We start from the raw sequence: 12,855 nt of genomic DNA on the forward strand, positions 1-12,855 counted from the left end.
CCCGCCCAGCCACATCCCGAAAGGAAAAGCTGTGAAAATCATTGCCGCTGAAGTCTTTGTGACCAGCCCGTCCCGCAACTTCGTCACCTTGCGCATCACCACGGAGGATGGTGTGACGGGCATCGGTGACGCAACCCTCAACGGCCGTGAACTTGCCGTCGCCGCGTACCTCAAGGAGCACGTGGCGCAGTTGCTGATCGGCAAGGATCCGCACCGGATTGAGGACACGTGGCAGTTCCTTTACCGCAGCTCCTACTGGCGGCGCGGTCCCGTCACCATGGCGGCCATTGCCGCCGTCGATATGGCGTTGTGGGACATCAAGGGCAAGGTTGCCGGGATGCCGGTGTACCAGCTGCTGGGCGGGGCTTCCCGTAACGGGCTGCGGGCTTACGGGCACGCGTCCGGTGCTGACATTCCGTCGCTGTTCGACTCCGTGCGCGAGCACCTGGAACTGGGCTACAAGTCCATCCGCATCCAGACCGCCGTCCCCGGTATCAAGGCCGTCTATGGTGTCGCCGCGCAGGCCCAGGCCTCGGGTGAACGGTATGACTACGAGCCTGCCGGCCGCGGCAACTTCCCGTTGGAAGAAGACTGGGACACCCGAGCCTACCTGCGCCACCTGCCCACCGTTTTCGAGGCCGTGCGCAACGAGTTCGGCCCGGAGATCCCGCTGCTGCATGACGGCCACCACCGCATGACGCCTATTCAGGCCGCCAAGCTCGGCAAGGCCCTGGAACCTTACGACCTCTTCTGGCTGGAAGACTGCACTCCAGCCGAGAACCAGGAAGGGCTGCGTTTGGTCCGCCAGCACACCACCACCCCGCTGGCCATCGGCGAAATCTTCAATACGGTGTGGGACTACCAGACACTCATCAAGGAACAGCTGATCGACTACGTCCGTGCAGCCTCCACCCACTTCGGCGGCATCTCACCGCTGAAGAAGGTCATGGACTTCGCAGCCCAGTACCAGATTAAGTCCGGCTTCCACGGCCCCACGGACATCTCCCCGGTGGGCTTCGCCGCCCAGCTCCACGTAGGCCTGGCTATCCACAATTACGGCATCCAGGAATACATGCAGCACTCGGACAAGACCAACGAGGTCTTCCAGCAGTCCATGACCTTCAAGGACGGCTACCTGCACCCCGGCGACAACCCCGGTATCGGCGTCGAATTCAACGAAGAAGCCGCCGCCGCGTTCCCGTACCAGCAGGCTTACCTGCCGTACAACCGCCTCGTGGACGGCACTGTTCATGATTGGTAAATCGGCCATGACTGGTAAATCGCAACGGCAGCATCACATCGTGGTCATGGGCGCGGCCGGCTGCGGCAAAAGTACCATTGGTGCCGCCCTCGCCGAGCGTCTCGGCGCTGAATTTCTCGACGGCGATTCGCTGCACCCCCAGGCGAACATCGACAAGATGGCCTCGGGTACTCCGCTGAACGACGACGACCGCGCACCGTGGTTGGCCGAAATCGGCAAGCGATTCGCGGCGTCGAACTCTGCTCTTGTCATCGCGTGCAGCGCGCTGAAGCGCTCGTACCGGGACATCATCCGGAGCGCCGATCCGTCCGTGGTGTTCGTGCACCTGCACGGCACCCGCGAGCTGTTGAACGCGCGAATGACTGCCCGGCCCGGACACTTCATGCCCCCCTCGCTGCTGGAGTCGCAGCTGACCACGCTGGAGCCGTTGCAGGACGACGAAGCCGGCATCGTGGTGGACATCGCCACATCAGTGGAGGACATTGTGGATGACGTAAATTCAGCCCTCAACGGGCTGGCCGTGCCGACTGGGCCGTTCGTGGTGGACCTTAAAGCAGCGCCCTTCAATCTGGATGACGCAGCTGTGGAATGGGTGGAGAGCACCATCGGGTCCATGACGCTGGAAGAGAAGATCGGCCAGCTGTTCATCAACCACAACAACGACTACTCCCCGGAGTACCTGGATGGAGTGCTGGAGAACTTCCACGTGGGCGGCATGCGCTACCGGCCGGGTCCCTCTTCTGCCGTGCAGGAACACATCCGCTATGCGCAGTCCAAGACCCGGATTCCGCTGCTGATTGCGTCCAACCCTGAGATGGGCGGTGCGGGCAGTTGCGATGACGGCACGTTCGTTTCCACGCACCTGCAGGCAGGCTCCCACCCTGACAAGTACATCGCCCGGCAGATGGGTCAGGTTGCCGGCATCGAAACTGCTGCGCTGGGCTGCAACTGGGCCTTCGCTCCGATCGTGGACATCCACTACAACTGGCGGAACACGGTCATCTCCACCCGGGCCTTCGGAAACACCCCGGACATTGTGGTGGAACGGGCCAAGGAGTACTTCGACGGCATCAGCGAATCACCCACAGCATGCGCCATGAAGCACTTCCCCGGTGACGGTATTGATGAGCGCGACCAGCACGTGGTCACCTCCTACAACACCCTTGGCTATGAGGAGTGGAACCGCACCTACGGGCACGTGTACCGCGAGATGATTGGTCATGGCGTACAGTCCATCATGGTGGGCCATATTGGCGCTCCAGAGGTGTCCCGGCATTTTCGTCCCGGCTTGTCGGATGCTGAAATCCTGCCGGCGACCCTTGCTCCGGAACTGTTGCAGGATCTGTTGCGCGGCGAACTCCGCTTCAACGGGCTGGTCCTGACGGACGCGTCCCTGATGGTTGGCCTGACCCAGGCGATGAAGCGCAAGGACCTTGTGCCTGCCACCATCGCGGCCGGTTGCGACATGTTCCTGTTTTTCCGGAACCCATCGGAGGACTTTGGGTACATGCTGGATGGCTACAAGTCCGGCGTGATCACCGAGGGGCGTTTGCAGGATGCGCTGCGGCGGATCCTTGGCCTGAAGGCGAGCCTTGGACTGCATGTGCGCCAGGAATTGGTGCCCCCGGTTGAGGCACTCGCGGTGATCGGCAGTGAAGCTCACCGTGCTATCGCCGCCGAGGTGGCTGAAAAAACCGTCACTTTGGTAAAGGACACGGCGCACAACCTGCCGATCACCCCTCGGACGCATCCGCGGATCCGCCTCTACGGCATCTCGGGTGGCGCCGACTTCACCCGAGCCGATCCCTTGGCATATCTGGACACAGTCCGGGAAGAACTGGAAGCTGCGGGGTTCGACGTCAGTGTGTTCAGGACGGCTGAGCAACGCGAAGCAGCAGGGGAGTCAGGCATGAACTTCATGCGGGTCCTGTCGGAAGAAGCTACCGGGGACTACTCGGAACGGTACGATGCCGCGCTCGTCTTCGCCAACGTCAAGGGCTTCGCACAGGAGGCTGCCATTCGCATTAAGTGGTCCTCACCGATGGCAGCCGAGATTCCCTGGTACGCCACGGAGGTTCCCACGATTTTTGTCTCGCTCAACCAGCCGAACCACTTGATTGATGTGCCGATGGTCAAGACCGCCATCCACGCACATGCAGCAACGCGCGAGGCCATCCGCGCAACCATCGAGAAGATCCAGGGCAAGTCCGAATTCCAAGGGACGTTCAACCAGAACGTCTTCTGCGATTCGTTCGACACCCGTCTCTGATTCCCTGTTCCCAGCAGGGAAGAGCTCCTCCCCGCCATCATGGAGGAGCATGCGAAGCCCGGTACTGCCCACAAAGCAGTGCCGGGCTTTCCTTCTGTCCACCGCGGATGAGCCCGCCAATTGTGAACGCTCACAACGTTTCAAGTCAAGAGTTTTGCGGGCGGTCCGAGGCTGCAATCATTTCGTGATCCACGGCACTTGACCGACGGTATTGTTAGCGTTCACAATGGCATTCGCACCACCTTTCGTGACATGTGGCACCCAGCTGACCGCAGATCACAAATCGCTTCACCGCCGGACGCGCAGATGCTCCGGCCGCATCAGAGTTCGCGGCAATGCTGCCGCGGAAGGAGAGCATCGTGAGATTGAAGAAACTCCTGGGCGCCGTAGCGGTTGTCCTAACCTTGACTGTCGGAGCCACAGGCTGCGGTAGTCGCGGAGGCACTGCCGAGTCCACCAGCAGTGCAAATCCCAGCGATTCACTGGTAGGCATTTCAATGCCGACCCAGACGTCCGAGCGTTGGATCGCAGATGGCGCCAACGTTGAGAAGTCCCTGAAGGACCTTGGCTACAAGACGGACCTCCAGTTCGCCAACGATGACATTCCCACGCAGGTTTCCCAGATTGAGAACATGCTGACGAAGGGTGCCAAGGCGCTCATCATCGCAGCCATCGATGGCACCACCCTGACGGACGTCCTGGCCAAGGCCAAGGAACAGAACGTCAAGGTTATCGCCTACGACCGCCTCATCAACGGCACGCCGAACGTCGACTACTACACCACGTTCGACAACTACACGGTGGGTGTCCAGCAGGCCACTTCCTTGCTGACCGGCCTGGGCCTGGTGGACGCGAGCGGCAACAAGGTTGAGGGCAAGGGCCCGTTCAACGTCGAACTGTTCGCGGGCAGCCCGGACGACAACAACGCCAACTTCTTCTGGACCGGCGCCATGGACACCCTCAAGCCGTACCTGGATGCAGGCACCCTGAAGGTTCCCAGCGGCCAGACCAAGTTCGAGCAGGCAGCCATCCTGCGCTGGCAGGCACCCGTAGCCCAGAAGCGCATGGAAGACATCCTTACCTCGGCCTACAGTTCCGGAACCAAGCTGGATGGCGTGCTTTCCCCGTACGACGGCCTGTCCATCGGCATCATCTCGGCACTGAGCAGCACCGGCGGTTACTCCACCGGCAACCTGCCCGTTGTCACCGGCCAGGATGCAGAGAAGGGCTCAGTGAAGTCCATCGTCGCCGGCGAGCAGTACTCCACGATCTTCAAGGACACCCGCCAGCTCGGCTCGCAGGCCGTGAAGATGGTTGACGCTGTCCTCAAGGGAACCGAACCGGAAACCAACGACACCAAGACCTACAACAACAAGGTCAAGGTTGTTCCGGCCTTCCTCCTGAAGTCCGTCATCATCACCAAGGACAACTACAAGAAGGAACTGATCGACTCCGGCTACTACACGGAAGCCGACGTCAAGTAATCACGTCCCCGGTCTGTGGCCCCGAACCGCTGTGTTGCAGTGCGCAGTGCGACGGGGCCACAGCCTCCTCCAGAGCCTCCGAGTCCTCGGCCTGGCCCAGTTTCAACCAGTCAGCGGGAATTGACGATGAACGTACCCATTCTTCAAATGCGAGGAATCACCAAGACCTTCCCCGGGGTAAAAGCCCTTCAGGACGTCACCCTGGACGTTAACCGGGGTGAGGTTCACGCCATCTGTGGCGAGAACGGAGCAGGGAAGTCCACCCTCATGAAGGTGTTGTCCGGCGTCTACGCGCACAACACTTTCGACGGCGACATCCTCTTCGAAAATGAGCCCTGTGAGTTTTCGAGCATCACGGACAGCGAGAAGCGCGGCATCGTGATCATCCACCAGGAACTGGCCCTCAGCCCGTACCTGTCCATCGCCGAGAACATCTACCTCGGCAACGAGCTTGCCAATAAGGGCTGGGTGGACTGGCGGAAGACCAACCTGGAAGCCGCCAAGCTGCTGGCACGCGTAGGCCTCAGCGAAAACCCGATCACCCCCATCCAACACATCAGTGTTGGCAAGCAGCAGCTGGTGGAGATCGCCAAGGCGCTGTCCAAAGAGGTGAAGCTCCTCATCCTGGATGAGCCCACGGCGGCGCTGAACGATGAAGACTCGGACCACTTGCTGGACCTCATCCTGCACCTCAAGGGCCAGGGCGTGACCAGCATCATCATTAGCCACAAACTCAACGAGATCCGCAAAGTGGCCGACGCCGTCACCATCATCCGTGATGGGAAATCCATTGAGACCCTGCGCCTGGACCAAGGCCAGATCACCCAGGAACGCATCATCCGGGGCATGGTTGGACGCGACCTCGAAAGCCTCTATCCGGACCGGACCCCCAACATCGGCGAGGAAGTCCTCCGCATCGAAGACTGGACCGTCCAGCACCCGCAGGACCATTCCCGCATGGTGGTGAACAACGCCAGCCTCAATGTCCGCAAGGGCGAAGTAGTAGGCCTTGCAGGGCTCATGGGTGCCGGCAGGACCGAGCTGGCCATGAGCGTATTCGGCCGGACTTACGGGCGGGCGGTATCGGGCAAGGTCTACAAGTATGGCCAGGAAATCGACACGTCCACGGTCTCCGACGCAATCGACCACGGGATTGCGTACGCCACCGAAGACCGCAAGCACTACGGCCTGAACCTTATTGAAGACATCAAGCGGAACATCTCCATGGCAGCACTGAACAAGCTGGCCAAACGAGGCTGGGTGGACGGCAACAAGGAGACCACCGTTGCCAACCACTACCGGAAGAGCATGAACATCAAAGCTCCTTCCGTTGCTGCCATCACCGGCAAGCTCTCGGGTGGAAACCAGCAAAAGGTGGTGCTGAGCAAATGGATGTTTTCGGACCCTGACGTCCTGATCCTGGACGAACCAACCCGCGGCATCGACGTCGGCGCCAAGTTTGAGATTTACACAATCATTGCGGAGCTCGCAGCGGCGGGGAAAGCCGTCATTGTGATCTCCTCTGAGCTTCCGGAGCTCCTGGGCATCTGCGACAGGATCTACACGCTGTCCGCGGGCCACATCACCGGCGAAGTCCCCATCGCCGAAGCCACCCAGGAAACCCTCATGCACTTCATGACTCAAGAGAAGGAATAGCGAACATGTCCGCCCTACGAGAATCCCTTGGCTTCCTCACAAGCCGCCTTCGCCAGGTTGGCATCTTCGTCGCCCTGATCCTGATCGTCATCCTTTTCCAGGTACTGACCGACGGCATCCTGCTCCAGCCGCAGAACGTCACCAACCTGGTGGTCCAGAACAGCTACATCCTGATCCTCGCCATCGGCATGGTGATGGTCATCATCGCCGGACACATCGACCTCTCCGTTGGCTCCATTGCAGGCTTCATCGGCGCTGTGGCAGGCGTGATGATCGTCCATTGGGGCTGGGCATGGTGGCTCGCCATCCCCGCCTGCCTCCTCGTGGGTGCGCTGGTTGGTGCGTGGCAAGGTTACTGGATTGCCTATGTGGGCATCCCCGCATTTATCGTCACCCTCGCGGGAATGCTGATCTTCCGTGGCCTGACGCTCATTACCCTCAAGAACCAGCAGATCACCCCGTTCCCGAACGAATTGCGGGCCCTCGGTGGCGGCTTCCTGCCGGACATTTCCGGCGGCACATCCGTCCTGGAGTGGTTGACGGTCATCCTCGGTGTCGGCGGTACAGCTGCCATTTTGTTCCAGGCCATCAAGGAACGCCGGGTTCGCCGCAAGTTCAATCTGGAGAATGAACCGATGGCATGGTTTGCCGTCAAGAACGGGTTCATCGCAGTGCTGATGCTCATCATCACCTTCCTGCTGGCCAGCTACCGTGGCACCCCGATTGTCCTGATCGTCCTGGCTGTCCTGGTGATCGTGTATTCGGCACTGATGAACAACAGCATCTTCGGCCGGCACACATACGCGATCGGCGGCAACCTCCACGCAGCCGAGCTCTCGGGCATCAAGACCAAAAAGGTCACCTTCCGTCTCTTCGTCAACATGGGTGTCCTCGCTGCCTTGGCCGGCCTGGTCTTCACGGCCCGCCTGAACTCGGCACAACCCGCAGGCGGCACCGGCTTCGAACTCGATTCCATCGCTGCTGCCTTCATCGGTGGCGCTGCAGTCCAAGGCGGCATCGGAACAGTAGCAGGCGCCATGATCGGCGGCCTGATCATGGGCGTCCTCAACAACGGCATGTCCATCCTTGGCCTGGGAACGGATTACCAGCAGCTCATCAAGGGCCTGGTGCTGCTGCTCGCCGTCGGCTTCGACATCTTCAACAAGAACCGCACCGGTTCGGGCGGAGGCTCCTCCATGGGCCGTCGCTTCAAGTGGAAGACCACTCCTCCGGCAACCGAAACGACCAGCCCCGCCAAGTCTGAGCCCGTCGTCGTCGACGCGAAATAGTCGCTGATGTCCAGAGGGGGAGTGTCCCGGCCCCGGGCAACGCCCGGGGCCGGGACAGGCACAGCTGCGAGGCCTGACGAAAAGGCCAGGCCTGACGAAAAGGCGAGGCCTCCCGTCATGGGTGACGTGGCAAAAATGGCAGGAGTCTCGCACCAAACCGTTTCCCGCGTACTGAACAACCATCCGAACGTCAGCGGCCAGACCAAGGAACGCGTGGAATCAGCCATTGCGCAGCTTGGGTACCGCCGCAACACCGCCGCCCGCAGCCTGGTCACCCGGCGGTCCCGGACCATCGGCGTGCTTGCCTGCGAGACAGGTCAGTTCGGACCCGCGAACACCCTCCTGGGAGTCGAACAAGCGGGGCGTGAAGCAGGCTACTTCGTTAGCATCGCGAACCTCCGGGAAGTGACCGACGACAGCGTCAACGATGCGATCGCGCACTTCCGGAACCAGTCCGTGGACGGGATCGTCATCCTGGTTCCGCACCCCGATGTCCTCGCGGTCCTGCGCGATGTTTCCTTTCCCGTGCCGATCGTGGCTGTCGGGGCGGGCACGGGCAACCAGCTGACGGGCGCATCACTGAACCAGCGGCTCGGAGCGCGCCTCGCTGTTGACCACCTGATCGGTTTGGGGCATCGGCGTATCGCCCACATCTCCGGCCCGCCGCACTGGATCGACGCCGCCGAGCGCATCAAGGGATGGCAGGAATCGCTGGCACATGCTGGTTTGGGCGCGGACATCCTGCTCCAAGGCGGCTGGGACGCGGCATCGGGATACCGCGCAGGGCTGGACCTCATCAAACAACACACCGTTACGGCCGTGTTCGTCGCGAACGACCAAATGGCAGTGGGCGTACTCCGGGCCGTCCAGGAAGCCGGCCTGCACGTGCCGGGCGACATCAGCGTGGTGGGCTATGACGACCAACCCGAAGCCGAATTCTTCATGCCACCCCTGACCACCATCAAGCAGGACTTCGAGGAACTCGGCCGCCGTTGCATGGAAGCGGTGCTGCAGCAACTGGATGGCGACGGCGGAATCGGCGATCAGATCGTCAATCCCCGCCTGGTGATCCGCGCCACCACGGCGGCCCCACTAAACTAGGAGCCATGACTTCCACGCCTGATACTGCTGCTGCCCGCGCCCGCCTCCTTGAACTCATCAAAGAACTCGCGGTGGTCCGCGGCAAGGTAATCCTCTCCAGCGGTAAGGAAGCGGACTACTACATCGACCTCCGCCGCATCACCTTGCACCATGAGGCCTCCAAGCTGGTGGGTCAGGTCATGTTGGCAATGATCGACGACGCCGGCGTGTCAGTTGAGTGCGCCGGCGGGCTCACCATGGGTGCCGACCCTGTAGGTACCGCTGTGATGCACGCCGCTGCCGACGCTGGCCGTGCCGTGGACGCCTTCGTTGTCCGCAAGGCCCAGAAGTCCTACGGCATGGGCCGCCAGGTGGAAGGCCCCTCGGTTGAAGGCCGCAACGTAGTGGTGCTCGAGGATACGTCCACCACCGGCGGGTCCGCACTGACCGCCGTCGAAGGTGTCCGTAAAGCGGGCGGCAACGTTGTGGCAGTGGCCGTGATCGTGGACCGCAACACCGGCGCCAAAGAGAAGATCGAAGCCGAAACCGGCGTGCCGTACCTCTTCGCCTTCGGCAAGGATGAACTGGGCCTCAACTAGGAACTACGGGGCTGTAAGGCAGTGCCCACGAAGCCTATGCTTGCTGCGTGGACGTTCAAGTAGGGAAGCTCACGGCGCCGCCGGAGGTGAACGAAAACCTCCCCACGCCGGCGACTCCGGAACCGGAACAGGCCGAGGATCCGGGCTCATGGGCCCGGATCCTGCCCTACGCTGCCCGCCTGAAGAAAACGTCCCGCCGCAATTTCCTCATCACCGCCGGAGCCTCGGGAGCGCTCGCCGCGGACATGCTTTTCACCCGGCGCGTACAGGCCGAGCGGCGGGCCACCAAGATCCTCCGCGTTCCGGATCCGTACTCGGACCTGTACTTCCCCAAGGCCAGCTGGATCCTCTTTCCGGGCTATAAAACCAGTTGGGAAGAGGCCCAGTGGATACTCAACTCACTGCGTCCTGCCCTTCACCAGCGGGGCCGCCTTGCCGCCGTCGGATATTCAAACCTGGGCCTGGACGTGGACGAAATAGTCCGCGAAATCATCCTGCACGTCCGTGAACTGGAACTGGAGAAGCTTTACTTTTACGGCCACAGCTTCGGCGGAATGCTCGCCACCCAGGTCGCCGCCCGCCTGCTGGAGCTGCACGGCGTCGAGACGCAATTGATCGTCTTGGATTCGAGTCCGTTCAGCCGCGCCGACGTCCTGGACCAAAGCTGGTTCGACGGCGTGGTGTTCCTTTACGAGAATGGCTTCCGAATCCCTTCGGTCCTGCGCGGCGGCTACGAGCTGGGGGAGCGGGTGGCGCATAAGGATGAGCGCACCTGGCGCCAGATTCTGGACCAAAGCCTGGAGCAACTATCGCCGATCGCCCCGTCCAGCGTCCTGATACAGACGGAGTCGGCGTACATCTACCACTTTGACGGCCTCCGGCTGGCGGGAAAAATCGGGGGCTCCAAGATGGCTTTCATAGGCAACGCCAAGGACGCCACCGTGGATTATGAGTCTGCGCGTGCGGGGTGGAGCAAAGTCTTCGGAGCCAACATGGCGATGCCCACGCTCAGCACGGAAGGCGCCCGGCCCGCCCATGCCAGCCCGCAGTGGAACGGCAGCATCTACCGGCCGCTGCTGGAACGCGTCCAGGATGAGCTCCAGCCGCTCCCACCCGAGCCCCAGGAGCCGTCATACCAAGAGCCCAACGGTAAGGTCATCCGCCCGGCCTAGGTGAACTTTTGTACAAGTGAGCTCTGTACTCGAGTACAGGGTGGATATCCCCGATCCTCCGTAGCGTCGTTCTTGACAGGAAACAAGAACGAATTTCGAGGAGCGAAGTATGAACGGCCTACAGCTCACGGGCATCAGCCGCAGCTTCGGTGACCGCAGGGTCCTCCACGATGTGGACCTCACGGTCCATCGCGGGGAGATCGTGGGATTCATCGGCGGCAACGGTGCAGGTAAGACCACCACCATGCGCGTGATCCTTGGTCTGCTGACCCCGGACCACGGCGAAGTCACCTGGGAAGCCTTGCCCATCACAGCCAAGGACCGGAGGCGCATCGGGTACATGCCCGAGGAACGAGGCCTCTACCCCCAGATGCCGGTGAGGGACCAGATCATTCACTTCGCCCTGCTGGAAGGGCACCAAGCCGGCGCCGCACGTGAGGTTGCAGACGAACTCATCGCCTCCCTCGGCCTGCAAGGCCGTGAGCAGGCTTTGGTCCAGGACCTCTCCTTGGGAAACCAGCAGCGCGTCCAGCTGGCCGTCGCCTTAGTGGGGGACCCGGCACTCCTGGTGCTGGACGAGCCATTCTCGGGGTTGGATCCCATCGCCGTCGAAACCATGTCCCGACTCATCCGGGAGCAGGCGGACCGGGGCGTCGGGGTTCTCTTTTCCTCACACCAACTTGAGCTCGTAGAGCGCCTGTGCGACAAGGTCTGCATTCTCGATCGCGGTCGTGTGACGGCGAGCGGCAGTGTCGTGGAGCTGCAGGACGACGGTAAAAGCCGCTGGCGGCTCGCCTTCTCCCGCACGGCAGATTCGTTCGCCGCTGAAGTCTCGATGGCCCGGGGCGTCAACGTGGAGTTTTCCGCCGCCGACCGCACCACGGTCCTCGTCTCGGTGGACGGCTCAGGACGGGACGTGCCCGGCGAAATCCTTGCAGCAGCGCAACGGCACGGCGGGCTGAAGAGCATTGTGTCCGCACAGAGGTCATTGGCTGACCTGCTTGCCGGCAAGTACATTTCGTCCGGTCCAGGTATCACCCCGGGGGCGGAGCGCTCCCTCGACAAAGTTGGAGTATCGCTATGAGCGCAACAACATTTGATCGCACAACCCGAAGCGCCGCTCCTTCTTCCGGGAGTGGACTACGTGAGACGCGCCTGATCATACGGCGCGAGATCCTTACCCGGCTGGGGAACCGGACCATACTCACTGCCACAGGGCTTCTGGCCCTTTTCGCCGGCGCTGTTGCCGGGATCGGCGGATGGTTCCTTGTGAACTCATTTGGCGGGGCCGGGGCAATGAGCTTTGACCCCCGCGCCATCTTCGCCACCGCCATGATCAGCGCATTGCTGGCATCCCTGGTCTACTCGGCATCGAGCCTGACCTCCGGGGTGGTTGAGGAGAAGTCGTCAAGGATCGTGGAGATCCTGCTGACCAAGATCGGCATCGTCCCGCTACTGGCTGGAAAGATGATCGGCATTGGGCTGGTCACCCTGGTCCAACTGCTGGCGATCGGTGGCGCCGCCGTGGTGGGGTTCAGCGTTGTGGGGGGCTGGTCCCTCATCAACGTCGCCGTGGGACCCAGCCTGCTGTGGTTCATCCTCTGGTTCCTCTTGGGCTACGTGATATTCGCAGCTTTGAACACAACTCTCGCTTCGACGGTTTCCCGGCAAGAGGACCTGGGCACAGCGGTCATGCCGCTGTCCGTCCTGCAAATGGTGCTTTTGGTGGTCTCCCTCTACGTCCTGCCCATGAACATGGGGAACCCGTGGCTGGAAGGACTGTCCTTCGTGCCGCTGTTCTCCTCCTACCTCATGCCGATGCGCTTCGCACTGGAAGACGTATCCACGTGGGAGATGGTGCTGGCCGCCGGCATATCGGTGGCAGCGATTCCCGCGCTGTTCTGGTTGGCCACCGTAATTTACCGGAACAACGCACTGCGCACCGGCTCACGGGTTTCCCTGCAACAGTCCCTCACCTCCGACGAGATGGCCTAACCCCAACTCGACACTTACTCCACGGGCCCGGCTCATCGGGCTCCAGATAG

General features: G+C 61.8%; 10 protein-coding genes. All 10 read left to right on the forward strand.

Annotated elements, in window-relative coordinates; translation table 11 throughout:
* Positions 1 to 31 precede the first annotated feature (31 nt).
* The 10 genes from manD (at position 32) to ACNAOT_RS03080 (ending at position 12,805) form a co-directional block, all read left to right on the forward strand.
* On the forward strand, positions 32 to 1,261 hold the full coding sequence (gene manD / locus ACNAOT_RS03035; protein ID WP_011773285.1) for a D-mannonate dehydratase ManD: 1,230 nt from the start codon (positions 32 to 34) through the stop codon (positions 1,259 to 1,261).
* Between the two features lie 7 nt (positions 1,262 to 1,268).
* Positions 1,269 to 3,530: a gluconokinase, GntK/IdnK-type gene (locus ACNAOT_RS03040; RefSeq protein WP_420179980.1), complete on the forward strand. Its 2,262-nt coding sequence runs from the start codon at positions 1,269 to 1,271 to the stop codon at positions 3,528 to 3,530.
* Positions 3,531 to 3,865: 335 nt separating this feature from the next.
* Positions 3,866 to 5,014, forward strand: coding sequence for a multiple monosaccharide ABC transporter substrate-binding protein (gene chvE, locus ACNAOT_RS03045; RefSeq protein ID WP_091467480.1), 1,149 nt, complete (start codon positions 3,866 to 3,868; stop codon positions 5,012 to 5,014).
* A gap of 126 nt (positions 5,015 to 5,140) precedes the next feature.
* Positions 5,141 to 6,670: a multiple monosaccharide ABC transporter ATP-binding protein gene (gene mmsA / locus ACNAOT_RS03050; protein WP_091465029.1), complete on the forward strand. Its 1,530-nt coding sequence runs from the start codon at positions 5,141 to 5,143 to the stop codon at positions 6,668 to 6,670.
* Positions 6,671 to 6,675: 5 nt separating this feature from the next.
* Complete coding sequence (gene mmsB, locus ACNAOT_RS03055) at positions 6,676 to 7,959, forward strand: multiple monosaccharide ABC transporter permease (RefSeq protein ID WP_420179981.1); 1,284 nt, start codon at positions 6,676 to 6,678, stop codon at positions 7,957 to 7,959.
* 117 nt (positions 7,960 to 8,076) lie between these two features.
* Positions 8,077 to 9,060, forward strand: coding sequence for a LacI family DNA-binding transcriptional regulator (locus tag ACNAOT_RS03060; protein ID WP_091465031.1), 984 nt, complete (start codon positions 8,077 to 8,079; stop codon positions 9,058 to 9,060).
* 5 nt (positions 9,061 to 9,065) lie between these two features.
* Entirely contained in the window at positions 9,066 to 9,638 is a 573-nt protein-coding gene (gene pyrE, locus ACNAOT_RS03065; protein ID WP_091465032.1) for an orotate phosphoribosyltransferase, read from the forward strand.
* 47 nt (positions 9,639 to 9,685) lie between these two features.
* A complete protein-coding gene (locus ACNAOT_RS03070; RefSeq protein WP_364307582.1) occupies positions 9,686 to 10,810 on the forward strand; it encodes an alpha/beta hydrolase in 1,125 nt (374 codons plus the stop codon).
* A gap of 109 nt (positions 10,811 to 10,919) precedes the next feature.
* Positions 10,920 to 11,894 carry an ABC transporter ATP-binding protein gene (locus ACNAOT_RS03075; protein WP_420179982.1) on the forward strand — a complete coding sequence of 325 codons (975 nt, stop codon included), beginning with the start codon at positions 10,920 to 10,922 and terminating at the stop codon, positions 11,892 to 11,894.
* A complete protein-coding gene (locus ACNAOT_RS03080) occupies positions 11,891 to 12,805 on the forward strand; it encodes an ABC transporter permease (protein WP_420179983.1) in 915 nt (304 codons plus the stop codon). The genes ACNAOT_RS03075 and ACNAOT_RS03080 overlap by 4 nt, the downstream gene beginning before the upstream one ends.
* Positions 12,806 to 12,855: the final 50 nt, after the last annotated feature.

The organism is Paenarthrobacter sp. TA1.8 (genome assembly GCF_048595705.1).
Taxonomy (GTDB): domain Bacteria; phylum Actinomycetota; class Actinomycetes; order Actinomycetales; family Micrococcaceae; genus Arthrobacter; species Arthrobacter nitroguajacolicus.

What these genes read in the sequence shown, in the direction of transcription:
- chvE (WP_091467480.1), top strand. Translation starts at nt 3,866, where the DNA reads ATGCTGCCGCGGAAGGAGAGCATCGTGAGATTGAAGAAACTCCTGGGC.
- ACNAOT_RS03060 (WP_091465031.1), top strand. Translation starts at nt 8,077, where the DNA reads ATGGGTGACGTGGCAAAAATGGCAGGAGTCTCGCACCAAACCGTTTCC.
- ACNAOT_RS03075 (WP_420179982.1), top strand. Translation starts at nt 10,920, where the DNA reads ATGAACGGCCTACAGCTCACGGGCATCAGCCGCAGCTTCGGTGACCGC.
- ACNAOT_RS03080 (WP_420179983.1), top strand. Translation starts at nt 11,891, where the DNA reads ATGAGCGCAACAACATTTGATCGCACAACCCGAAGCGCCGCTCCTTCT.
- mmsB (WP_420179981.1), top strand. Translation starts at nt 6,676, where the DNA reads ATGTCCGCCCTACGAGAATCCCTTGGCTTCCTCACAAGCCGCCTTCGC.
- ACNAOT_RS03040 (WP_420179980.1), top strand. Translation starts at nt 1,269, where the DNA reads ATGACTGGTAAATCGCAACGGCAGCATCACATCGTGGTCATGGGCGCG.
- mmsA (WP_091465029.1), top strand. Translation starts at nt 5,141, where the DNA reads ATGAACGTACCCATTCTTCAAATGCGAGGAATCACCAAGACCTTCCCC.
- pyrE (WP_091465032.1), top strand. Translation starts at nt 9,066, where the DNA reads ATGACTTCCACGCCTGATACTGCTGCTGCCCGCGCCCGCCTCCTTGAA.